Annotated in this window: 23 protein-coding genes and 1 pseudogene; 20 read left to right on the top strand and 4 right to left on the bottom strand. The window is 31.2% G+C overall.

Annotated features, from left to right (window positions below; all coding sequences use genetic code 11):
- Window positions 1–4: 4 nt before the first annotated feature.
- On the bottom strand, window positions 5–1,504 hold the full coding sequence (locus EBF09_RS00945; RefSeq protein ID WP_121763273.1) for an MBOAT family O-acyltransferase: 1,500 nt from the start codon (window positions 1,502–1,504) through the stop codon (window positions 5–7).
- Between the two features lie 135 nt (window positions 1,505–1,639).
- On the opposite strand from EBF09_RS00945, the gene EBF09_RS00940 reads away from it, so the two are divergent.
- The 4 genes from EBF09_RS00940 (at window position 1,640) to EBF09_RS00925 (ending at window position 7,123) form a co-directional block, all read left to right on the top strand.
- A complete protein-coding gene (locus EBF09_RS00940) occupies window positions 1,640–2,227 on the top strand; it encodes a bacteriohemerythrin (RefSeq protein ID WP_121763272.1) in 588 nt (195 codons plus the stop codon).
- A 74-nt stretch (window positions 2,228–2,301) separates the two neighbouring features.
- Entirely contained in the window at window positions 2,302–2,877 is a 576-nt protein-coding gene (locus EBF09_RS00935; RefSeq protein ID WP_121763271.1) for a bacteriohemerythrin, read from the top strand.
- A gap of 111 nt (window positions 2,878–2,988) precedes the next feature.
- Window positions 2,989–4,869 (top strand): transketolase, encoded by a 1,881-nt coding sequence (tkt, locus tag EBF09_RS00930; RefSeq protein ID WP_198672511.1) that lies wholly within the window; start codon window positions 2,989–2,991, stop codon window positions 4,867–4,869.
- Complete coding sequence (locus EBF09_RS00925) at window positions 4,850–7,123, top strand: PD-(D/E)XK nuclease family protein (protein WP_232817601.1); 2,274 nt, start codon at window positions 4,850–4,852, stop codon at window positions 7,121–7,123. Before tkt ends, EBF09_RS00925 begins: the two co-directional genes overlap by 20 nt.
- On the opposite strand, the gene EBF09_RS00920 is transcribed toward EBF09_RS00925, so the two are convergent.
- The gene (locus EBF09_RS00920) at window positions 7,087–7,608 is read right to left on the bottom strand and encodes a DUF4149 domain-containing protein (protein WP_121763269.1); all 522 of its coding nucleotides are present in this window, start codon (window positions 7,606–7,608) and stop codon (window positions 7,087–7,089) included. The genes EBF09_RS00925 and EBF09_RS00920 overlap by 37 nt on opposite strands.
- A 54-nt stretch (window positions 7,609–7,662) precedes the next feature.
- Here EBF09_RS00920 and EBF09_RS00915 point away from each other — a divergent pair, with 54 nt between their 5' ends.
- From EBF09_RS00915 to cutA, 16 genes and pseudogenes are all read left to right on the top strand, one after another.
- The gene (locus tag EBF09_RS00915; protein ID WP_121763268.1) at window positions 7,663–8,424 is read left to right on the top strand and encodes a YaaA family protein; all 762 of its coding nucleotides are present in this window, start codon (window positions 7,663–7,665) and stop codon (window positions 8,422–8,424) included.
- 42 nt (window positions 8,425–8,466) lie between these two features.
- A complete protein-coding gene (gene fabG / locus EBF09_RS00910) occupies window positions 8,467–9,210 on the top strand; it encodes a 3-oxoacyl-ACP reductase FabG (RefSeq protein ID WP_121763267.1) in 744 nt (247 codons plus the stop codon).
- 74 nt (window positions 9,211–9,284) lie between these two features.
- On the top strand, window positions 9,285–9,518 hold the full coding sequence (gene acpP / locus EBF09_RS00905; RefSeq protein ID WP_121763266.1) for an acyl carrier protein: 234 nt from the start codon (window positions 9,285–9,287) through the stop codon (window positions 9,516–9,518).
- Window positions 9,519–9,573: 55 nt separating this feature from the next.
- Window positions 9,574–10,809, top strand: coding sequence for a beta-ketoacyl-ACP synthase II (locus tag EBF09_RS00900; protein WP_121763265.1), 1,236 nt, complete (start codon window positions 9,574–9,576; stop codon window positions 10,807–10,809).
- Window positions 10,810–10,814: 5 nt separating this feature from the next.
- Entirely contained in the window at window positions 10,815–11,741 is a 927-nt protein-coding gene (gene accA, locus EBF09_RS00895) for an acetyl-CoA carboxylase carboxyl transferase subunit alpha (RefSeq protein ID WP_121763264.1), read from the top strand.
- Window positions 11,738–12,949: an aminoacetone oxidase family FAD-binding enzyme gene (locus tag EBF09_RS00890; protein ID WP_121763263.1), complete on the top strand. Its 1,212-nt coding sequence runs from the start codon at window positions 11,738–11,740 to the stop codon at window positions 12,947–12,949. The genes accA and EBF09_RS00890 overlap by 4 nt, the downstream gene beginning before the upstream one ends.
- Before the next feature lie 178 nt (window positions 12,950–13,127).
- A pseudogene (locus EBF09_RS09530) lies at window positions 13,128–14,042 on the top strand (Cache 3/Cache 2 fusion domain-containing protein); the annotation flags it as partial.
- Window positions 14,019–15,176 carry a methyl-accepting chemotaxis protein gene (locus tag EBF09_RS09525; RefSeq protein WP_157978153.1) on the top strand — a complete coding sequence of 386 codons (1,158 nt, stop codon included), beginning with the start codon at window positions 14,019–14,021 and terminating at the stop codon, window positions 15,174–15,176. The pseudogene EBF09_RS09530 and the gene EBF09_RS09525, both read left to right, overlap by 24 nt.
- A 136-nt stretch (window positions 15,177–15,312) precedes the next feature.
- On the top strand, window positions 15,313–16,158 hold the full coding sequence (locus tag EBF09_RS00880) for an SMP-30/gluconolactonase/LRE family protein (protein WP_121763261.1): 846 nt from the start codon (window positions 15,313–15,315) through the stop codon (window positions 16,156–16,158).
- Between the two features lie 358 nt (window positions 16,159–16,516).
- Window positions 16,517–17,035, top strand: coding sequence for a hypothetical protein (locus EBF09_RS00875; RefSeq protein ID WP_121763260.1), 519 nt, complete (start codon window positions 16,517–16,519; stop codon window positions 17,033–17,035).
- An 85-nt stretch (window positions 17,036–17,120) separates the two neighbouring features.
- Window positions 17,121–18,854 carry a M3 family oligoendopeptidase gene (locus tag EBF09_RS00870; RefSeq protein ID WP_121763259.1) on the top strand — a complete coding sequence of 578 codons (1,734 nt, stop codon included), beginning with the start codon at window positions 17,121–17,123 and terminating at the stop codon, window positions 18,852–18,854.
- A gap of 13 nt (window positions 18,855–18,867) precedes the next feature.
- A complete protein-coding gene (locus EBF09_RS00865) occupies window positions 18,868–19,332 on the top strand; it encodes a hypothetical protein (protein WP_232817599.1) in 465 nt (154 codons plus the stop codon).
- Window positions 19,333–19,383: 51 nt separating this feature from the next.
- Window positions 19,384–20,034: a DUF5644 domain-containing protein gene (locus EBF09_RS00860; RefSeq protein ID WP_121763257.1), complete on the top strand. Its 651-nt coding sequence runs from the start codon at window positions 19,384–19,386 to the stop codon at window positions 20,032–20,034.
- Window position 20,035: 1 nt separating this feature from the next.
- Entirely contained in the window at window positions 20,036–20,851 is an 816-nt protein-coding gene (locus tag EBF09_RS00855) for an HdrB C-terminal domain-containing protein (RefSeq protein ID WP_121763256.1), read from the top strand.
- 9 nt (window positions 20,852–20,860) lie between these two features.
- Complete coding sequence (locus EBF09_RS00850) at window positions 20,861–21,142, top strand: hypothetical protein (protein WP_121763255.1); 282 nt, start codon at window positions 20,861–20,863, stop codon at window positions 21,140–21,142.
- Between the two features lie 4 nt (window positions 21,143–21,146).
- Window positions 21,147–21,464, top strand: coding sequence for a divalent cation tolerance protein CutA (gene cutA, locus EBF09_RS00845; RefSeq protein ID WP_121763254.1), 318 nt, complete (start codon window positions 21,147–21,149; stop codon window positions 21,462–21,464).
- Window positions 21,465–21,471: 7 nt separating this feature from the next.
- Here cutA and EBF09_RS00840 read toward each other — a convergent pair whose 3' ends face one another.
- Window positions 21,472–21,699, bottom strand: a complete 228-nt coding sequence (locus EBF09_RS00840; protein WP_121763253.1) for a YdcH family protein — start codon at window positions 21,697–21,699, stop codon at window positions 21,472–21,474.
- Between the two features lie 66 nt (window positions 21,700–21,765).
- On the bottom strand, window positions 21,766–22,371 hold the full coding sequence (locus EBF09_RS00835; RefSeq protein ID WP_121763252.1) for a MarC family protein: 606 nt from the start codon (window positions 22,369–22,371) through the stop codon (window positions 21,766–21,768).
- Window positions 22,372–23,773 lie beyond the last annotated feature (1,402 nt).

Below are 23,773 nucleotides of genomic sequence, written 5' to 3'. Positions count from 1 at the left end.
ATTCCTAAAAGTTAAAATAGATAAATTCTACATAAGGAGTAGAAAAAAGTGTAAAAATTGCAATGTAAAGCAAAATCATTGTAGCAAGGGCGTATTTATAATTTGTCTTAAAGTTTTGACATAAAATAATGCTGTTTTTAAAGCAAAGACAAAGAATAAAAGAAATGACTAGAAAAATTATAGTTTTATCATTGCCTTTGATTGTAGCTAGGGCATGTGGAGCTTGATACCATTTAGTAGGCAATTCCACCCATACAATTCCAAACATTCCTTTTAAAAGATTGATTGCACCTATTAGATTTTCGCTTCTAAAGAAAATCCAAGAAATATTAATAAAATTAAAAGTTAAAAACCAAGCAAAAAGCTTGTAAATTTTGGTATTTATAAAAGCTTTGCCATCCACCCAGAAGCTATAAATCCTATGGCTTACCATACCAAGTGCATGTAAGCTCCCCCAGATTACAAATCCCCAGCCAGCTCCATGCCAGATTCCGCTTAAAAAAGCCACAATAAAAAGGTTGCGTAAATTTAAGAGTTTTGAAACTCTATTTCCTCCAAGTGGGATATAAAGATAATCTTTTAAGAATCTCCCTAGAGTAATGTGCCATTTTCTCCAAAATTCTGCAATGTTTAAAGATTTATAAGGAGAGTTAAAGTTAATAGGTAAAACAATTCCAAAGAAAAGCCCCAAGCCTATTGCCATATCACAATACCCACTAAAATCAAAATAAAGCTGAAAGGTATAAGCTAAACTTGTAACCCAAGATTCAAAGATATTTAAAAAGCCTCCATTTTGCGTTATGCTAAAACCTGCATTTGCCCATTGTGCTAGAGTATCTGCAATATAGATTTTTTTAAATAAACCTATGGAAAAGATAAAAAGTCCCTTTGCCATAAGCTCCCAATTTACTAGAGCTTGACTTTTGCTTAAAAGAGAATGGAATTGTGGCATCATCTCTTTATGATGGACGATGGGTCCTGCGATGAGTTGAGGGAAAAAACTAATAAAAAGGCAATAATCAATAAAATCTATTTTGTGATTTTTATCTAGCTCTTCTACATTGCTTTTTTGGTAGCAATCTACTAAAAATGCGATTTGTTGGAAAGTGAAAAAAGAAATACCAAGCGGGAGTAAAATATGGGGGAGTGGAATATTAAAATCTAAATTTAAAATTTTAGAAAAAAGATTAAAATTTTCTAGGAAAAAATCAGTGTATTTAAAAAATCCAAGAAGTGCTAGGTTAAATACAAGCCCTAAAACTAGAAGAGAGTTGCCCCCCCCCCCTCTGTTTTTAAGAATTAAATTAGCAAGAATAAAATTAACTAAAATTGAAAGTGCTAGAATAAAAATATATTCTACTTTAAAATATGCATAGAAAAATAAACTTGCTATAATTAAAAATATTTTTGCACTTGTGTAGTAGTGTAAGGATTTTAAAAAATAAAATCCCGCTAAAACCAAGGGTAAAAATATAAAGACAAATTCAAGAGAGCTAAAAAGCATAAAACCGCCTATGATTAAAAATAAAGAGCCAAATTATAGCATAAAATTCTCACCCAAATTTCTTTTTAGTGAAGTTTTATTTCTTTTGTGTTATTGTTAGAAGTTAAGAATAAAGCTTAAGGTTTGGGATAGCAAATGATACAATGGAGCGATTCATATAGCGTTCATAATGCCAGAATAGACAAGCAACATCAAAAGCTTTTTGATATGGCAACTAGAGCCTATAATATGGCACATAAACAAATCACACCTAATGAAATGAAAGAAATTTTAATGGAATTTTTTGAATACATTAAAGAGCATTTCAGAGATGAAGAAATTTATATGCAAGCTATTGATTATCCAGATTTAGAGCAACACAAAAGGATTCACACAGAAATCACAAAAACTATGATTTCCTTAATCAAAGATATTAAAACCTTAAATGAAATGAAAGAAAAATTGCAAGTTATAGCTAAAAATTGGCTTTTAGAGCATATTTTAAAAGAGGATATGAAATATGAGCGTTATAGGCGAAGTTTGCTAATAGCAAGTATGCCAGAGAGCGGGGATCATTTTTCTAAGGTTGTAGAAAATGAAATGCATACAAAAGAATACCATTATTTTTGTTCTTGTCCTAATAAGATTCATGATGTCCCTTATGATGTGCATCAAAAGATTTTAAATGGGGCTAAGTTCCGCTGCAAGCAATGCAAACAAGAGATTATATATCTTAAAAGATAAAATTTTACTATTATAACAAGAATTAAGGGTAAATATTGTAGAATAGGGAGTTTAAATTAGTTTGGGGGTTTTATATGTTGCCAGTTTGGACTAAAGAGCTTAGTGTGCATAATGATGCAATTGATGAGCAGCACAAGAAATTATTTGAAATAGCAGGTAAGGCGTATGCACTTACAAATAAACAGGTTACAAAAGAAGAAATTATTGTAATTTTAAGAGAATTATTGACTTATACGCAAGAGCATTTCAAAGATGAAGAAGCCTATATGGAATCTATTTTTTATCCAAATTTAGAAAAGCATAGAGAAAAGCATAAAGAAATTATCAAAGATATGACTTCAGCAGTTATGCAGATTAAAAATATCAATGATTTAAAAGAAAAATTAGCAGTAATTGCTAAAAAGTGGCTTTTGGAACATATTTTAAAAGAAGATATGCAAATTGAAAAGTTTCGTCGCAATACTTGTCAGATAGTAACTCCAGAAGTTTCTTTTGAAGAGGTTCAAGAAGAGCAAAAATTCAAGTATGTATGTGCTTGTCCTAATAAAGTGCATCAAGTTCCTCTAAAAGTTCATAATAGAATCCAAAATGAAGGGGCAAATTTTAATTGTAAGGTTTGCAAAGAACCTATAAAGCCTCTAGGAGAGTAATTTTCTCTTCTTTATTGACTATTTTTAGAAAAAAGTTATAATTTTGCCTTTAAATTGTGCAAATAAGGTTAAAAAGTGCTAGACAATCAAGAAATTTTACAATATCAAACAATGGCAAATAGCCTAAGATTTTTATGTGCAGATATGGTGCAAGAGGCAAATAGCGGTCATCCAGGTGCTCCTATGGGGCTAGCAGATATTGCGGTTGTTTTGGGGTATCATTTAAAAATTTCTCCCAAAAATCAAGAATGGATTAATCGTGATAGGTTAGTCTTTAGTGGTGGGCATGCAAGTGCGCTTGTTTATAGTTTGCTTCATCTTTGGGGATTTGATGTGAGTTTGGAGGATTTAAAGAAGTTTAGACAAAAAGATTCTAAAACTCCTGGGCATCCAGAATATAAGCATACTCCAGGTGTTGAGATTACCACAGGGCCTTTGGGACAGGGTGTGGCTAATGCTGTTGGTTTTGCAATGGCGGGAAAATTAGCACAAAATATGCTAGGAGAGGAAGTGATTAATCATAAAGTCTATTGTCTTTGTGGAGATGGGGACTTGCAAGAGGGGATTTCTTATGAGGCATGTTCTTTGGCAGGGCATCATAGTTTAGATAATTTAATTTTGATTTATGATTCTAATAATATTACTATTGAAGGAAGCTGTGAAGTAGCCTTTAGCGAAGATGTTAAGATGCGTTTTATGGCGCAAAATTTTGAAGTTTATGAAATAGATGGACATAACTTTTTAGAGATTGATAGTGCATTAACTAAAGTAAAAAAGGCTAATAAGCCGGTTTTAATCATTGCTAAAACAACTATTGCAAAGGGTTCTTTAAGTTTAAGTGGAAGCCATAAAAGCCATGGAGCACCTTTAGGGGTTGAAGAGATAAAAAGCTCCAAAAAAGCTTTGGGATTTAATGAAGATGAGAAATTTTTTATTTCCGATAGTGCAAGACTTCGTTTTAAGAATGTTGCAGAAGTTGGAGAAATGCATTATAAGGCTTGGGAGAAAACCTTAAAAGAAGAAACAAAAGAATTGATACAAAAAATGCAAAATCCTGATTTTTCTAGTATTGAATACCCTGTGTATGAAAGTGGAAGCAAGGCTACAAGAGCTAGTAATGGAGAAATTTTAAATGCAATTTCAAATGCTCTTTTGGGATTTGTAGGAGGAAGTGCAGATTTAGCCCCCTCTAATAATACCACTTTAAAAAATAGTGGAGATTTTCCAAAAGGAAAGAATTTTCATTTTGGTATTAGAGAGCATTCTATGGGTGCAATTTGTAATGGAATTGCAAATTATGGTTTATTTATGCCATATTGTGCTACCTTTTTTGTTTTTAGCGATTATATGTCACCAAGTGTTAGAGTGGCTTCTTTAATGCAATCTAAAGTATTTTATATATGGACGCATGATAGTATAGGTGTAGGAGAAGATGGTGCAACACATCAGCCCATAGAGCAAATTAGCCATTTTAGAGCTATGCCAAATTTGACACTTTTTAGACCTGCAGATGCAAATGAGAATATTGCTTGTTGGCAAGTTGCATTAGAGCTTAAAGGACCGAGTGCATTTGTGCTAAGTCGTCAGAATCTACCTATTTTAGAAAAGGTGAGTAAAGAGCAAGTGCAAATGGGTGCATATTTGAAAAAAGAAGCAAGCAAAGAAGCACAAATAACACTTCTTGCAACAGGTAGTGAAGTGGATTTAGCACTTAAAAGTTCTTTGACTTTAGAAGAAGAGGGAATTGCTGTGCAAGTTGTAAGTGTGCCAAGCTTGGATTTATTTTTTGATGCTCCTAAGGCTTATAAAGACGCTTTGCTAAAAGGTAAAGTAATTGCAATAGAGGCTGCAAGAGGATTAGAATGGTATAAGATTGCAGATGAAGTGATTTGCATGAATGGTTTTGGTGCAAGCGCAAAGGGTGAGGAGCTGTTTAGTGCATTTGGTTTTAGTGTGGAGAATGTAGTTAATTTTGCAAAATCAATGCTCTAAAAATATGCAAACACTTTATTTATTCTCTAGTATTCGTGCTGCAAAGCATTTTGTAGAAACAAATTTTCAAGAAGGCTTTTTGCCTGATATTAAAAGTTTAGGCGAATTTATGGATTTTATCTTGTGTATTGAAAACAAGGTAAAAATTCCTTCTTTTTTGCGCACTTTTTATCTTTATGAGGCTTTAAGTGAAGTTAAACTTGATGCTTTGGGAGAGTTTGCTAAAAATTTCACCTCTTTTTTGGAAAATTCTGACTTTTTTTTGAAATTTTATGATGAATTATGTGCAGAATGTATTAAGATTGAACAACTAGAAGAACTTGATATTTATGCTTTTTATGATGATCATTTAAAGGTTTTAAAGCAGGTTTTTACTCTTTATAGAAATAAGTTATCTTTAGATTCTTTTTATGATCAATATTTCTTGCAAGATTATAAAATTACCTATGAACTTTTAGCGCCTTATGAAAAGATTTGTATTTTTGTAGAGGGGTTTTTGAGTGCTTTTGAGTTTAGTGTTTTTAGGCAAATTTCTTATTATAAAAAGATTGAATTTGTATTAAATATTGAAGAGTTTAACAAAGAGTATTATTGCAGATTGTTTAAAAATGATTCTTTGCTACAAGGCTCTTATAAAGTTATTTTAAAAGAAGGAGAAGTGAGCTTTGAAAAAGAAAGCAACACGCATCAAGATATAAGTGCAACCTTAGAAATTTTTAGCACAAAAGATAGAATAGCACAAGTGGGAGGAATTTTTAAGGCTTTAGATGAATGGATAGCAAAGGGTGTGCCATTAGAAGAAATTTGCATTGTATTGCCTAATGAAGATTTTATAAAATATTTAAAGCTTTTTGATGAGGGTAGAAATTTTAATTATGCTATGGGGGTAAAACTAAAAAATACTTCTTTATTCCTTAGATTGCAAAAGCAAGAATGGAATAGTTTTGGGGAGTTTGAAGAGTGTATTGAAGAGATACAAGAAGCTTGCAAGGAAGATAAAGAGGTAAAAGAGAGATTAATACAATTATTAGAGTATTATAAATTAGGATTCAAATTTATCACTTTAGGGGAAAAAGAGAAAGTTGCTAGCTTTCTTAAAATGGCAGAAAAAGAACAAATTGATGATGTGGGTGGAGGCAAGATTAGTGTTATTGGGATTTTAGAAACTAGGGGAGTTAAGTTTGATTATGTGATTATTCCTGAATTTATAGAGGAAAATATCCCAAAAACAAGCAATAAGGATTTATTTTTAAATAGTGTTATTAGACAAAAGGTGGGGTTGCCTACAAGAAAAGATAGAGAAAATTTGCAAAAATATTATTATTTAAGATTATTTAAAAATTCAAAAAGTATAAAAATCTTTACACTGGATAATGAAGAACAAAAACCCTCTCGCTTTTTGTTAGAAGATAAAATTTTTCAAAACAATAAAATACAAAAAATAGATGAATCTTGTGGGGAATATTTTTTAAAAGGTAATGCTTTAGTTTATCAGGAGCGTGAGATTATAGAGAGTTTAACTCAAAAGAAATTTTCTTCTTCTAGTTTAGAATGTCTTTTAGAGTGTAGAAGAAAGTATTATTATTCTTATATTTTAAAATATAAACCTTTGCAAACTTCTCTAAAAGCAGATGTGGGTTTAAAGATTCATCAGGTGCTTTATAGAGCTTATGAAAAATTTAAAGAAAAATTTGATGGGAATTTTAGTAAAGATTTTAAGAGCTTGCAAAAAGAAATATTAGAAGCATTAGGAAAAGCAGAGAATGCAAGGGAGCGTTTTGAACTAGAGCTTTCTAAAAAATATTTAATACGTTTTTTAAGCAATGAAGAGAAGCGTTTAAAAGAGGGGTGGATTCCTCTTTGGTTTGAAAAAGAATTTAAAGTTAGTCTATTAGATTTTGAATTTGAAGGAAGGATAGATAGGATAGATTATCATAAAAAAAATAATGAATATTTAGTGCTTGATTATAAATATAAGAAAAATCCTGATATTAAAAAGGTAGATTCTAAGAATTTAAGTAATTTTCAATTACCTATTTATGCATTATCTTTAGGGAAGGATAATGTTAAAGCAGGGATTTATGATTTGTATAATGGAAAAATTTTGGAGGATTTTGAGATAAAAGCTAAGCAAGAAAGACTAAAAGAAATCTTAAAGGACTTGCAAAAAGAGAAGAGTAATTTCTCTTTTTACAAGCGCGAAAAGCATGATTTATGTCAGTTTTGTGGTTTTAAATATCTTTGCAATAGATGAATAATCTTAAACATATTTGCAACACCAAGCAAAATAAGAGCGAATAAAAGCCCTTTAAAAACCAAAACAGATTCTTTATGTGCTTTATCAAATTCTAAAGTAGCAATGCCATTTTCTCCTAGTTTTTGTGCATCTAAGATAAAGGGAGTGTAATAAAATGCAAAAAGACAGATTAAAAGGACACAGATTATTCCAAGCAATGCAGAAATTTTAGTTTTATGTCTAAAAAAACTCATAAGCTCATAAGCTAAAATAATTCCACCCAGTGCAAGAAGTAAAGAATTTAGTTTTACAAAAATGCTAGTCATCAAAACTCCACTTTGAAAAAGGCTAATCTCTAAGCCCTCTACAATCGCACTTGCTCTAAAAATAGCAGGTGCGCTAAAAACTCCAGCACAAATCATCGCTCCAACACCTAAACCTAGTAAAAAAAGATAGAAAAATAAACAAAAAAGATAGCTTTTGGGAAATTTTAAGTTGTCCATAGAAATTCCTTATGATAAAATTTAAACTTTAAATTGTATCAAAAGGTAAATAAAATGTGGATATTCTTCTCTCCAAGTGAGAAAAAATTATTAACAAGCGCGCAAGAAACAAAAAACAAAGGAGAATTTTACAAAGAGATTCTAAGTAAGGGGCTAAAAGAGGCGCTAGAGGAGTATGTAAAGTTTTTACAAACTGAAAGCGAAGCAAAAATTGCAAAAAGCTTTGGTGTAAAAAAGATAGATTTAGAAGAGCTAAGCAAAGCGCAAAATCTTTTTAATGCACCTTTGTTAGAAGCGATTTTGCGATATTGTGGGGTTGCTTTTGTAGCGCTAGATTATCAAAATTTACCCAAAAACGCACAAGAATATATTAAAAAAAGAGTGTTGATTTTTTCAAATCTTTTTGGGATATTAAGGGCAGGGGATAAAATTCCTTATTATGATTTAAAGCAAGGAGAGGGGTTTTATGATTTTAATACAAAAAAGTTTTATGCTAAAAGCGTAGAAATTTATAGAGAGTTTTTAAAATCGCAAAAAGAAATTTTGGATTTAAGAGCGGGGTTTTATCAGCAGTGTTTTAAAATTTTTGATGTGTTGGATAAAGAAGAAGTTTTGGTGTATGAGCCAGTATTTATTAAAAATCAAAAGGTTGTAAGCCACTATGCAAAGCATTATAGAGGAATCTTATTAAAAGAATGTGCTAAAGCACAACTTCAAGTTTTAAGAGATTTGCAAGATTTGCAGATAGATGGGCTAGAGTTAGTAAAAATAGAAAGAGAAGAACAAAAAACTAAACTTATTTATGAAGTAAGGTAAGTTTGGGTATAATTAGGTTCGCATTTTATAATAAGGAATTTTATGAAATTTAGTGGAAAAAATGTCTTAATTACTGGTGCAAGCAAAGGAATAGGTGCAGAAATTGCAAAGGTTTTGGCTAAAATGGGTTTGAAAGTTTGGATTAACTATCGCTCTAAGCCAGAATTAGCCGATGCGTTGCAACAAGAGATTAAAGAAGCAGGTGGAGAGGCGGCTGTAATTTGCTTTGATGCGACAAATGAAGAGCAATTTGTAGAGGCTCTCAATGTGATTGTTAGTGCAGATGGAGAGCTAAGCTATCTTGTAAATAATGCAGGAATTACAAATGATAAGCTTTCTATGCGTATGAAGTTAGAGGATTTCACATCAGTAATAGATGCAAATTTAACCTCTTGCTTTATTGGGTGTCGTGAGGCTTTAAAGATTATGAGAAAACAAGGTTTTGGAAGTGTAGTAAATATTGCTTCTATTATTGGGGAGATTGGTAATTTAGGACAGTGTAATTATGCAGCAAGTAAAGGTGGAATGATTGCTATGAGTAAATCTTTTGCAAAAGAGGGGGGTTCTAAAGGAATTCGTTTTAATTGTATTACTCCAGGATTTATAGAAAGCGATATGACAAAAGAGTTAAAAGAAGAAATTAAAAACGCTTATGCTTCAAATATACCACTAGGTAGATTTGGTAAGGGAGAGGAGGTAGCAGGGGCTGTTGCTTTCCTTTTATCAGATTATTCAAGCTATATTAGTGGGGAAGTTTTGAAAGTTAATGGTGGATTATATATGTAATAATGAGTTTTTTAAGAAAAACTTAGATAGAATTACGACTTATGAAAAATTTTGTAAAAAACTAGGAGAAAAAAATGGCAGTATTTGATGATGTTAAAGCTGTTGTAGTAGAACAATTAAATGTAAATGAGGGCGAAGTAAAGCCAGAATCAAAATTTGTTGATGATTTAGGTGCTGATTCTTTAGATGTTGTTGAGCTTGTAATGGCTTTAGAAGAGAAGTTTGAGATTGAAATTCCAGATGAAGATGCAGAGAAGATTGCAACTGTGGGCGATGTAGTAGCTTACATTGAAAAGGCAAAAGCATAATTTAGTGTGCCTTTTGGCATACTAAAATTTTATTTTAAATTTTTAAGGGAGAAATATGCGACGCGTAGTAATTACAGGAATGGGAATGATCAATGCTCTTGGATTAAATAGAGAGGATTCTTTTGAGGCTATCATAAAAGGAAAATGCGGAATTAAAACAATCTCCTCTTTTGATGTAACAGATTTTCCAGTCAAAATTGCCGCAGAGATTAGCAATTTTGATCCAAATTCTGTGATGGACGCTAAGGAAGTCAAAAAAGCAGATAGATTTATTCAGCTTGGAATCAAAGCTTCTAAAGAAGCTATGGAAGATAGTGGGCTTTTAGATGGTGAGGGTAAATTAGATTTTAAAATCAATCCAGAACGCTTTGGGATAAGTTCAGCTTCAGGAATTGGTGGGCTTGGAAATATTGAAAAAAACTCTGTAATTAACTTTGAAAAAGGTCCTAAGCGTATTTCACCTTTCTTTATTCCTTCTGCACTTGTGAATATGCTTGGGGGATTTATTTCTATTGACTATTCACTAAAAGGTCCCAATTTAGCAAGTGTAACAGCATGTGCTGCAGGAACTCATGGAATTATTGAAGCGGCTAAGACAATTATGCTAAATTGTGCGGATAGAATGTTGCTTGTTGCAGCAGAATCTGCTATTTGTGGTGTAGGCATTGGTGGATTTGCAGCGATGAAAGCACTCTGTGATAGAAATGATGAGCCAGAGTTAGCTTCACGCCCATTTGACGCACAAAGAAGCGGATTTGTAATGGGTGAAGGTGCAGCGGCTTTGGTTTTGGAAGACTATGAGAGTGCAAAGGCTAGAGGTGCTAAGATTTATGCAGAGCTTGTAGGGTTTGGAGAGAGTGGAGATGCGAACCATATCACTACTCCAGCTCCAGAGGGTGAGGGTGCTTATAGGGCTATGAGGGCAGCATTAGCAATGGCAAATATGAAAGTGGATTATGTGAATGCACATGGAACAAGCACGAAATATAATGATTTATATGAAACTTTAGCATTAAAGAAAGTCTTTAATGGAAGTGTGCCACCTGTAAGTTCTACTAAAGGACAAATTGGGCATTGTTTAGGTGCTGCAGGGGGCTTAGAAGCTGTGATTTCTATTATGGCAATGGAAAAAGGGATTTTACCTCCTACGATCAACCAAACACAAAAAGATCCAGAATGTGATTTAGATTATATTCCAAATGTAGCAAGAGAAGCTAAAATAGATGTAATTATGAGTAACTCCTTTGGATTTGGTGGAACAAATGGAGTTGTAATCTTTAAAAAGGCATAGATAAAGTGGCAACTTATTTAGATTTTGAATTAAAAATTAAAAGCATTCAAGATTCAATAGCAGGAGCAAGGCTTAAAAATGATCTCCCTGCGATTGAAATTTTAGAAGAGGAACTTAAAAAAGAAGTTGGCAAGGTTTATTCTAATCTTTCTGATTATCAAAAGTTACAACTTGCAAGACATCCAGATCGCCCTTATGCACTTGATTATATTAACTTGCTCCTTAGAGAACCTATTGAGATTCATGGAGATAGGCATTATAGAGATGATGCGGCTATTGTTTGTTATCTTGGCTATATTGAAGAGCAAAAAGTTATGGTTATCGGAGAAGAAAAGGGTAGGGGAACTAAAAATAAACTCCAAAGAAATTTTGGTATGCCAAATCCAGAGGGCTATCGTAAAGCTTTGCGTGCTGCTAAAATGGCAGAAAAGTTTGATATTCCTATTTTAATGTTTATTGACACTCCGGGGGCTTATCCGGGTGTAGGTGCTGAAGAGAGAGGACAAAGTGAAGCCATAGCTAAAAACTTACAAGAATTTAGCACACTAAAAGTTCCTACAATTTCTATTGTTATAGGTGAAGGTGGAAGTGGTGGTGCTTTAGCTATTGGTGTTGCTGATAGGCTTGCGATGATGGAATATTCTATTTTTAGTGTAATTTCTCCAGAGGGTTGTGCGGCAATTTTATGGAATGATAGCGCAAAGATAGAGCAAGCCACAGAAGCTTTAAAAATTACTCCAGAGGGCTTAAAAGAAGCAGGACTTATTGATGCTATTATTAAAGAGCCAAATATTGGAGCCCATAGAGATAAAGAAGTTGCCGCACAAGAGATTAAAAAATATTTTTTAGAAGCCTTGCAGTCTATTAGGGAACAAGGAAATTTTTTAGAAGCAAGATATAATAAGCTAATGTCTTATGGGAGTTTTCAATAAAGGCTAGTGTTGGTATCGTTGGTGGGGGTGCTAGTGGAATCTTTTGTGCGATTCTATTGGCATCTTTAGGGGTTAAAGTTAGCATTTATGACAAAAATAAAAATTTAGGCAAAAAGCTACAAGCTACAGGCAATGGACGCTGTAATATTCACAATAATAATCTAACTCCTGCAAATTATCATTCAAGCACACTTTCTTCACAAGAGATTAAAAAGATTTTTAATGGATTTTCTTACAAAGAATTTTATAAAAAATGCTTAGAACTAGGATTGCTTTTAAAAGCACAAGAAGATGGTAGGGTGTATCCTATCTCACAAAGTGCAAAATCAGTTGTAGAAGTTTTTAGTTTTTTTATACAAAAATATAAAATCAATGTATTTTTAGAAAATGAGATTAAAAGTATTGAAAAATATAATGATAAATACATTTTAAATCAAAATAAAAATAATTTGTTTGATTTTGTTATTCTAAGCTGTGGGAGCGAGGCACATTCTAAGCTTGGAGGCAGTGAAAGTGGATTTGTTTTGGCTAAGAATCTAGGATTAGAGATTATAAAAACTTATCCTGCTTTAGTGTCTTTAGAATGTCAATCTAAGATTTTAGAAGAATTACAGGGTAATAAAATAGAAGCAAAAGTTACACTTAAAAAAGACAATAAAATATTAAAAGAATTAATAGGAGATGTGCTTTTTACAAATTATGGAATATCGGGTTTTGGGATTTTGGATATTTCGCTTTTTGTTAAAGGGGAATGTGAGATTGTTTTGGATTTCTTGCCGGATTTAGGATTGAGAGAATTAGAGAACATGCTTTTATCTTGGTATAAAAATCAAAATATTAAAAGAATGGAAGAAATTTTAAGAGGCATTGTTAATCCAAAAATCGCAAAAGCATTGAGTAAAGATTTTAAAGATTCTGCAATCCATACAAAGCATTTAAAGCAAATTGCATATATGTTAAAAAACTTTAGCTTTAAAAATCCTAAGCTTAAGGGATTTGAAAGTGCAGAGGTGAGTGGTGGGGGTGTGTCTTTTAAAGAAGTGAGTGTAAACTTAGAATCTAAAAAATATCCTAATCTTTTTATAATAGGTGAAATGCTAGATATAGTAGGTGATCGTGGGGGATATAATTTAGCTTTTGCTTGGGCTAGTGCTACAATTTGTTGCAATTATATTGCACAAATTATAAAAAAACTTTCTAATAATTGATAGTTGAAATAAGTAAAAGTTTATTAGAATTTTAGTGGTTTGTCTTTATTTTATAGTTATTATAAATATAAAATACTATGAAATTTAATTTAAATAAATAAAAATTTTTGTTTGGTAAATAAAAACTTTATTTTTTTTTGGTGTAAAATACAGCTTCATATAAATTTTAAGGAGCTGTATGATAAGTATTTGGAAAAATTTTACACTGAGTAAAAAGTTTTTAAGCAGTCAAATTGCTTTATTTGTATTGATTTTGGTGATTTTTAGTTTTGTTTTTGATAGGGCTATTACAAAATATACTAATAATCAGATTAATATGCGTATTAGTCAAATTGGAACACTAGCAAATAATTTTTTATTGCATGAGATCTCAAAAAATACAGATAATTTATTAGATATGTTGCAAAGAAAGTTAGCAGATGAATTTGGGGAGATTAATTCTAATAGCTTTAAAATCAATGGAGAAATTGAATTAAAAGGAACATATATTCCAAATCTTACCCTTAATACATATGAGCTTACAAATAATTTTAGTGCAATTGATGCCTTTGCAAAACTCACTTTTGCGGAAGCTACGATTTTTACAAAAATGACAAATGGAGAGTTTATAAGAGTTTCTACTTCTCTTAGGGATACTAATGGTAATAGATTGGTTGGCACAAAGATAGATAGTAAGCATCCAGCTTATAATAAAATTACTCATAAAGAAAAATTTTATGGAAGATTGCAACTTTTTAATAAAGATTATGTGGCAATTTATTCTCCTGTTATAGATGGGGATTCACAAGTGGTGGGAATTTTGTTTGTGGCATTTCCGTTAGATACTATTTATGCTTTGATTAAAGAGAGTATGGAGAGTGTAAAGATAGGTGAAAATGGACAAATAGCGGTTTTGGATAAAAATTATAATCGTTTTATTTTGGGACATAATCAAAAAGAGAATAATTTTAGTTTTTATCAAAAACTTCCAGAAAGTGGTTTGGTGGATTTTGAAGAAAATGGTGAAGAATATAGAAGCTATTTTGCCTATAATCAACCTTTAGGAATTTACATTCTAGCAGAAGCCAAGATGGAGGATTTTACAAAAGCCAATAAAGTAATGGAACAAATTGTTATAGGTTTTATTGTGTTGTTACTCGTTATGGTTGCATTGTCTTCTTGGCTTATGGTTAAATATGGAATTGTTGGAAGATTAGACAGGGTTTCTAAGAGTATTTTTGAGTTTTTATCCTATATCAATCATGAGGGTAAAAATCTACCTAAATTGCAAGAAGTGCAAGAAAATGATGAAATAGGAAAGCTAACAAAAGCTGTGAATGAAGCTATACAAAAAAGCACTACAAACTTAGAAAAGGATTCACTAGCTATCAAAGAAGCAACGCAAACAGCAAGAAAAATTGAAGCGGGATATTTGGATGCTAGAATACAAGCACAACCTGCTAATCCACAATTAAAAGAATTACAACTTGTATTGAATAGTATGCTTAAAGTTTTAGAAGAAAATATCGGTAAAGATATTAATGAGCTTACAAAGGTTTTTGATGCTTATACAAAGCTAGATTTTAGGGCTAATATAGCAAATCCTAAAGGCAAGGTGGAGCTAGTTAGTAATGCTTTGGGTGAAGAGATAAAATCAATGTTAAAAATTTCTATGCAATTTGCAGATAATCTATCGTTTAAAAGTGAAATTTTAGAAAAGGCGATGGAGAAACTCTCAAGCGGAGCTTCTAATCAAGCAAATTCTTTAGAACAATCTGTAAGTGCTATGGAGCAAATCGCTTCTTCTATGAATGATGTGAGTGCCAAAACAGAGAATATTACGCAACAAACTCAAGATATTAAACAAATTGTAGGAATTATCTCAGATATTGCAGACCAGACGAATCTTTTAGCATTAAATGCAGCTATTGAAGCAGCAAGGGCAGGAGAGCATGGGAGAGGATTTGCGGTTGTGGCAGATGAAGTTAGAAAACTAGCTGAACGCACACAAAAATCTTTAGGAGAAATTGAGGCAAATATTAATCTTTTAGTGCAAACAATTAATGATGTGGCACAACATATAAAAGAGCAAACAGAGGGAATTTCGCAAATCAATATTGCCATAGAGCAGATTGAAAATGTTACCAAAGAGAACTTGCAAGTTGCACTAGATACAAACAATGTAGCTAAAGAAATCAATCAAATTTCAGATGATATTTTAGAAGATGTCAATAAAAAGAAATTTTAGCCTATAAAAACCTTTTTTGGGTTTTTATAAACACTAAAATTAAACACAAAAACTCTATTTTTGCAAAACTTAACCAAAATCATACTCAAAATAACTTTTTTGCTTTATAATGGTTAAAAATACAAAAGGATTAATTATGATTGAAAAAATGCTGATAAGTGCTGTTGCAAGTTGTGTTTTGGCACTAGGAGCTAATGCACAAGATTTTAAAGGCTTTTCTCATCCAGAGAGTGTTTATGGAATGGGAGGGGATATTTTTGTAAGCAATGTGGGAGAGAAGCTAGAGCCACTTAGTAAAGATAAGGATGGCTTTATTTCTAAACTTGATACAAATGGAGAGATTAAAATAAAAAAATTTATTTCAAACCTTAATGCTCCTAAGGGAATGAATAGCATAGGTAATACATTGTATGTAGTAGATATTGATGTATTAAATGGTTTTGATAAAACAAGCGGAAAAGAAGTATTTAGCCTTGATATTAAGGGAGCTGTATTTTTAAATGCAATTGAAGTTTTAGATGATAATACTTTACTAGTAAGCGATACAGGAACGGGGATTATTCATAAAGTGGATTTAAAAAACAAAAAGCATGAAACTTTGGTGCAATTAGATTCTAAGCTGGGTGGCCCTAATGGATTGTTGCTAGATAAAGAGAAGAAAAATCTTATCGCCGTAGGATATGATCCAAACGGAAAAGATAAAGGGAGTATCGTGCTCATTAATTTAGAGAGTAAAAAAGTTCAAAACTTAAGCGAACCCCTTGGGGCTTTGGATGGAATTGTATATGCTAAAAATGGAGATTTGTTAGTGAGTGATTGGGGTGAGAATACTAGGGGTGTTATTTATAGAGTAAATAAAAATAAAATCAGCACTTTAAAAATGCAATCCATTGGAGGTCCTGCGGATATGTATAGCGATGGAGAAAGTTTGTGGATACCTGCTATGATGGAGAATAAAATCCTTAAAATAGAATTGCCCTAGGGCTTTTCTATATAAAATTTAATTTTATATGAATGATTGATTAGTATTATTGAATAATATTTTACTTAAATTAATTTTAAAAATTTAAATTAAATATTTTTATTTAGTAAAACAATCTTTTTGAGATAAAAAACACAAATATTTTATAAAAAATTTATGTAAAATTTGTAAATTTTGTTTCAAAAAGTAACTATAATGAATCTCTCCATTTTCCCAAAATAACGAATTTTTATTTCTTTTGCTTTATAAAAAAATTATTTTTTAAAGTTTGTATTTATTGATAAAATTTTATTACGCTTATATAATTTCATTTAATTTATTGTTACAATAAAAGCAATATTGTGGTGGAGGAAGATTAATGTTGCCAGAACATAAGGAATTTAAAGTGGTAAAACTTTTGCATGAGTTTGAATTTTTTGCTCAAAAAAGTTTTACTGCTATGGATTTTAGTCATCTTGGTTTTAATGTAGAGTTGATTCATGGAGTTATGATGGAAGTGCAGAGTGCTAAAGGGGATATGCAGAATATGCGCGTGATTTCTTGTCCTTCGTATATTAGAGAGAAATTTGATGAAATGGATAGGGAGTATTATGGTAGAATCATTAATATTTTTAAAAATTTTTCCGTTTTATTAGAAAATAAAAAAGTCTTATCTTATATTGATAAGCTTTTAAATGTGGATAAAGCCTATCATGACTTAGATGAGAAGGATCAAAAGCTACTTTATAGCTTGTATGCTTCGCATCATCTTTATCATTTCATGCGGGAACTTCTTGTGATGAATGGAGCGATTACTAGAATGATGAAAAGATTATGCAGGGCTATGGAGGAGTTTTATCCAAGTTTTAAGAAACAATTTGAGAGATTTCATAATTAAAAATATTATTTTTGGAATTTTTATACTTTAAAAAGCTTATAATAAGTGCTAAAATAACAATAAAGAAAATACAAGGTTCCAAAAAATGAATACAAAAGAAGATATATGGGATTTAACTCCATTATTTAAAGATAGAAAAGAATTAAAGGAAGCTCTAAAAAATACAATTATAAAGGCTAAAGAGTTTGAAGATAGAAATAAAGGAAATTTAGAGAAATTAAGTGCAGAAGCTTTTTATGAGTTGATGTGCGAATATGAAAAGAATCTTCAAGAGTTGGCTAAAATTATGACTTATGCTTTTTTATGTTTTGCTTCCAATACAAAAGAGGGAGCATTTTATGCAGAGTGTGAATTAGAAGCTAATAAAGCAAATGAGTATTTATTGTTTTTTGAGATAGAATTTAACGCATTAAAAGAAGAAATCAAGCAAAATTTTATAAAAAACTCTAAAAATTATGCTTACTATTTAGAGCTTTTAGCCAAAAATGCAAAATATCAGCTAAGTTTAAAAGAAGAGAGAATTTTGTTAAAGAGTGCTCCTGTGGGTGCTGATGCCTTTAGTCGTCTTTTTGATGAGCATTTGAGTGCTTTAAAGTTTAAATTTGATGATAAAGAGATGAGTGAAGAGGAGATTTTAAGTCTATTGCATGAAAGCAATAGGGAGATAAGGAGAAAAGCTGCAATTTCTCTTAGCGATACTTTGCGTGCAAATTTACCGCTCTTAACATACATTTATAATATCATAAGAAAAGATTTAAAAATTACAGCAGAATTAAGAGGCTATGAGAGTTTAGAAGAATTTAGACATTTAAGTAATCAAACTACCCAAAAAAGCGTGGATAGAATGGTGGAATGCATCAATCAAAATGTGGATTTAGTAGAGCAATATTATTTGCTTAAAAATAAAATTCTTGGTTATGATAAACTTTATGATTATGATAGATATGCACCTTTGGGTATTTCTAGTGAGAAGCCTTACAGCTATGAAGAGGCTAAAAAAATAGTTTTAGAAACATTTAAGGATTTTTCGCAAAAGTTTTATGAGATTGCTAAAAGGGCGTTTGAAGAGGGCTGGATAGATTCTCATCCTAGGGAAAATAAACGCGGGGGTGCATTTAGTCATGGTTGTGTGCCTGATACACATCCTTATTTAATGTTAAATCATACTAATCAAAGAAGAGATATTTTTACTCTAGCGCATGAGCTAGGACATACAATCCATCAAAAGCTTTCTTATAAGGTAGGATATTTAAATGCAGATACACCTTTGACTACTGCAGAAACGGCTTCTGTATTTGCTGAAATGCTTTTGTTTGATAAGATGAAAGAGGAATTGCAAGGAAAAGAGAAAATTTCTCTTTATGCAGGAAAGCTAGAAGATATTTTTGCCACATTATTTAGGCAAAATGTTTTTACAAATTTTGAGAGAAGAATCCACAAGCTAGAAGGGGAGCTAAGCAGTCAAGAGATTAGTAAAATCTGGCAAGAAGAAAATCAAAAAATGTTTGGTAAAAGTGTGGAACTAAGTGAGGATTATAGTATTTGGTGGTCTTATATTCCACATTTTATTCATTCTCCTTTTTATTGCTATGCATATAGTTATGGACAATTGCTTGTGATGGCTCTTTTTGGACTTTATAAGAAAGATAAGCAAAATTTTGTTGCAAAATATGAAACATTTTTATCTTTAGGAGGTTCAAAATCACCTAAAGAATTGGTAGCACTTTTTGGATTGGATATTGAAAGTAGCGAGTTTTGGGGAATTGGAATAGGGGAAGTAAAATTGTTGATGGAAGAATTTAAATTAGCACTTAAATAAAGGAGGTTTGTTTATGGTTGCACTTATGAAGGATAAGCGGTATAAGGAGATGTTGCAAAAACATTGCTATGAGATATTAAAGCATCTTATGAATAAAAGAAGAAATTTTTCTATTGTTTGCAATGTAGCAAGTGTCAAATTTGAGCCTGCATTGCCAGAGCATATTAGGAATGCTTTTAGTGATTTGACAATTTTTATTTTAGCGGGTTATACTTTTGAGAGTTTGGAGCTAGATGAAGAGAATCTTTATTTTGAGGCAGGATTTGGCGAAGAAAATCTGGGAAGTTTTGTAACAGCACCCTTAAAATCTATCGTGCAGGTTTTATTGCCTAATGAAGAGGATATACAAGGGGATTTTTGTGTGTTTATCAACCTGCTTGCAACTTTAATAGAGGCAGAAGATGAAGAAGAAGAGGGAATTAATTCTTCTATGAGGGCACTTTTATCTAATCCTAAGAATCAAAGATTTAAAAAGTAGTAAAAATTTGCTATACTTTGAAAAAAGTGCCAAAAAGCGGAGAGATAAGCAATGAAAAGAATAAAATTAGAAATTTTTAGATTTGATATTAAAACAGATTATTTACCCTATTATGCAAAGTTAGAGTATAAAATTAATTCTAATGATTGTTTAAAAGATCTTTTTTTAAAAATTGAGGAGGAGCTATATGATTTTGGTTATTCTCCTTATGGTTTTAGGTTAAATCATGTTGTTGTGAGTGATTTTGAGCTAAGTTTGCAAGATTTATTTAAAAGATTCGGTGAGGAATGGATTATAGAACCTTTGCATAGTAGATATGCGCTAAAAGATTTACTGATTGATGTGAATCCATTTTTAAAAAAAGTTGCCCTTTTAGAAGAGTTTGGATTTAATGAGGATGAAGAATTTATTTTATCATTTTTACCTTTTGCTTATGCTACGCCTATTGCACAAGAAAGTGAAGAATATTTTGGGGAAGCATTTTTAATGTTGGCATTTTATTTTTATGAAAAGACAAAAGATAATAGAGTTTTAGAGCTTATAGGGGATATAAAAAAGGGGGTGTTTAATAGTGAGGGGCTTTGTGAGTTTATTTATCCTAAGGTTTTGAAATATGATAGGATTTTAGAAGATATTAAAAAAGAGCTTTTGGGTAATTATGAATATTTAAAGAAAAACAAAAAAATTCTTTTAAAGGGTTAAAATGCAAGAATTTAAACTATTATACAATCAAACACATCCTAGAAGTGCAGAGATACTTTATGTTAGTTTAGAAAGGCTTGTTAAAGAAGTTTTAAATAAAGATTTAACAAGCTATAAAATCCAAATAGAAGATCATATCTCTCCTTTTTTGAATGAAGAATATTATAAAAGTTTAATTAGAGGAATTTTATCTATTAAAAGTGAAAATTGTATGCCTTTGATTGCTGATACGCAGACGCTTTTAGCATATGAGCGAATGATAAAAGCACTTTATCAAGATGGGGAATTAAAAAAGAGGATAGAAGAAACTTTGGGCGCGATAGATTTGCTAGAGTTAGAAAAAAGCTTTGTATTTGCTCCCAAGCTCATTTTAGAAAATGGCAACTTCTTTGAAGAAAAACAGAATATTGGAAAATGGAGAGGATTTAAATGTGCCTTTGTGGTAGAAGGTGAAGTGGCAGACTATTTGGAGCTTACAAAAATAGTGGAAATTTTAGAGTGGGTGAGTGGGCTTAGCATTAAAATTTTCAAAAAAAACTGCTATGATTATCTTTTAAATCATAATAAAGAATTAGCATTTAAAATGGCAGGGAAAGATTATTATGAAATGGTAGATTGTGGTGTAGATTTTATTTTAACACCTAGCATAGGGCATTTTGAGATGTATGATGGCTATGCAAAAGAGATTAAAAAATCACAAGGAAGAGATGATTTAGAAGTGCCTGTTCTTTTCATTCCAGAGATTTTGTTAGCTCCTTTAAAAGGGGGCAGTTTTTTATTGTTTGATAGGCATAACATCACTCCCAAAATGGTATAGGGGATTGTAGTGGTTGTCGTTTTAAAAGTAGTAGTTTCTTTGGCTATTGGAATGCTATGGTATAAGCTAACTGCTAATCAAGAGATTTCTATTGCATTTTTTGTGCTAATGCTTGTGGTGCTTTTTATCCGTCCTATTGCCTATCAAAGCCCATTGGAGAGGGAAGAATTTAAAGAAAAGCTCAAAAAATCTAAAGAAAGACAAATTAATATTGAACTTGCTAGAAAGAAAGAAAAACAAAAGTTAGAACAAGAGCGTAAAAAAAGAAGAGCCAAAGAGGGGGAGGAATAATTTTATGCTTTTGGTGCAGACGACTTATCCGCTAGAAGGCTATGAAAGTTTTATTCAAAATATACTTAAAACAAATTATGTAAGTTGTGTGCAGAGCTATAGGGTTTCTAGCATATATTTTTGGGAGAATAAATGGGAAGAAGAATGGGAAATGCTAATCTCATTTAAGACAAGAAAAAAGTTTTTTAAACAAATAAAGCAAGAGATTTTAAAAAATCATACTTATAAAACACCACAAATTATAGCATTAAAGGTTAAAAAAGTAGAAAAAGGGTATAAAAAATGGCACAATAAAACTCTTAAGGCTTTAATGAAGCCTTAGGAGAGTTTTATTTTTTGTTTTCTTTGATGTATTCTGTGATAATTGCGTATGCTTCATCTTTTAATTCAAGCTTTCTCTTTTTAAGAGCACTTAGCTCTATATCTGTTGCATGCTCTCTGCCTTCTGTGATGTCTTGAATCTTTTGATCTAGTTCATTGTGCTCATCAAAAATCTTTGCAAAATGTGCATTTTCTTGTTTTAGGGCACTAATTTCATCTCTATATTCGTGTAGCATTTTAACTCCTTAGTAAAAATAAACCAAAATTATAGGATAAAATGGCTTAGGTTAGTGTAAAAAGAATTAAAAACTTGATTTAATTCCATTAAGTATCATTTGAGAACCCATCGCCATAATAAAAACAAGCACAATTCGCGAAAGGACATGCAAAACTAATTTTCCAACTACCTTTTCAATAGTGGCCGCAAAATGAAATAAGACAAGCATAAAAATAAAAGCCACAAATACAGATAAAATAGTGCTAAGCATTCCTTTTTCTTCAGAAAGCACGATTACAGTAGAGAGAGTTCCTGGACCTACTAACATAGGAAATGCCATAGGAACAACGCTGTGGCTTAAGAGTTCTTGCTTGTTTAGGTTTTCATAGGGGTGATCGTTTTTGCTAGGAGGAAAAAGTAGGCTTTTTAAACTTACAAGAATCAAAAGTAATCCCCCTGCAATTTTTAGATCGTTTAAATCCACTCTAAAAAGATAACGCATAAAAAAGGGACCCACAAGCAAAAAGACAATGACAATAATAAAGGAAGTATAAAGAATATTGCGAAAAAGTCCCTGACGCATTTGTTTGTCAAGTTCATCTGTCATGGATATAAATTGGGGGAGATTACCAAAAGGATTTAAAACCGCAATAATAGCCACAGCACCTAGTAAAATACTATAAATTTCCATTTAAACTTCTTTAATTTTTACTTATTATAGCTAAGAGTGCCTTTAATAAGGATTTATAAATGTAAAATTATAAGATTTTTATAGGTAATTATAATTTTATAAATATGCTAAATTAGTCTTGTTTTTTATATAAAAGAATCTAAAGAGCAAAATGAAGTATTTTTAAGGTTATTTTCTTTGTCTTGGAGAATAAAATAATAAAATTTGCGTGATATTATTATAAATAAATATAAGTTTATGCAGTAAATTTGATATTTTATAATTAAACTAAATCATAATTAATTTTAAAGCAATGTTTAAAGAATAAAAGGTAAAATTCTATTTAGTTTTAAGCAGTATTTTTATTGTCTTTTGAAAGCTTTAAGGAGGCTTAAGATGATAGCAGAAATAAATATGTTTTTGATATTATTAATAGCCCTGGTTATAGTTCTAAAAAGACTATAACCAAAGCACAACTTTTTAAGAATTTATAAGAATATTCTAAGTAAAACCCGCTTAACTTACGCTTAAAACTATTAAAACCAGTCTTTAAAAGATAAAGCGGGTAAGGAGGCTAAATTTTTTTAGCTTTTACATTATCTTATCTTTTTATGCAAAGCTAGTTTTAAGACTTTTTAATTAGATTTAAGGGTTGTAAAGTTTATTTTGCTTATTTAACTAAAAATAAATTTATATTTTAAATAACTTTCTACACTATATATAAAAAGCAATTTTGTTTGTGGCGGTGGGATTCCCTTAGTTTGCAAACAAAGTGTTATCTATAAGCGAAGTTGCAGTGCAAATTTATTCTTTTTGTTTTATAGAGTTATTTTTGTTATTGCGAGGCACATTGTGCCGAAGCATACAAGCGAAGCGTTATCCACGAGCGATAGCGAAGTGCAAATCTAAAAAGAATAGTCAAATACCTTCTATCTGTCATTGCGAGATTTGCGAAAGCAAATCGTGGCAATCTAAAAGGTTTGTCAAATAAATCTAAAACATTTCTTTTTATTCTTTTAAATAACAAACCTAAAAAACTCTTTATTCAAAAGTAATTCTCTTAAATGAGAGTAGGATACTTGGATTTGACAAGTAAATTCTTCCCTTACGCCACGAGAATTCTTTTGCAATAAAGAGTATCCCCTCTATTATTGTAAGGTTTAAATCCCCTTTCTCTGTCATTGAGAGATTTATGCTCCCTCTCCCACCTATCATTGCGAGGAGCTTTAGCGACAAAGCATACAAGCAAAGCGAGGTGTAAGTCTAAAAAAGTAAGAGAATTTTATTTTTATATCCTATTTATTTAAGAAATAATTTTATTATCCTTAAAAGGCAAAAAGGAAAGATCCTAACCTGCTTTGCCTTTTAAGGATAAATTTTGTGTATTCTTGATAGAATACTGCTTTAAGTCTAAGTTAAGCAG

This window comes from Helicobacter burdigaliensis (assembly GCF_003670295.1).
GTDB classification, from domain to species: Bacteria; Campylobacterota; Campylobacteria; order Campylobacterales; family Helicobacteraceae; genus Helicobacter_D; species Helicobacter_D burdigaliensis.
This window is presented reverse-complemented; position numbering and strand designations above follow the sequence as displayed.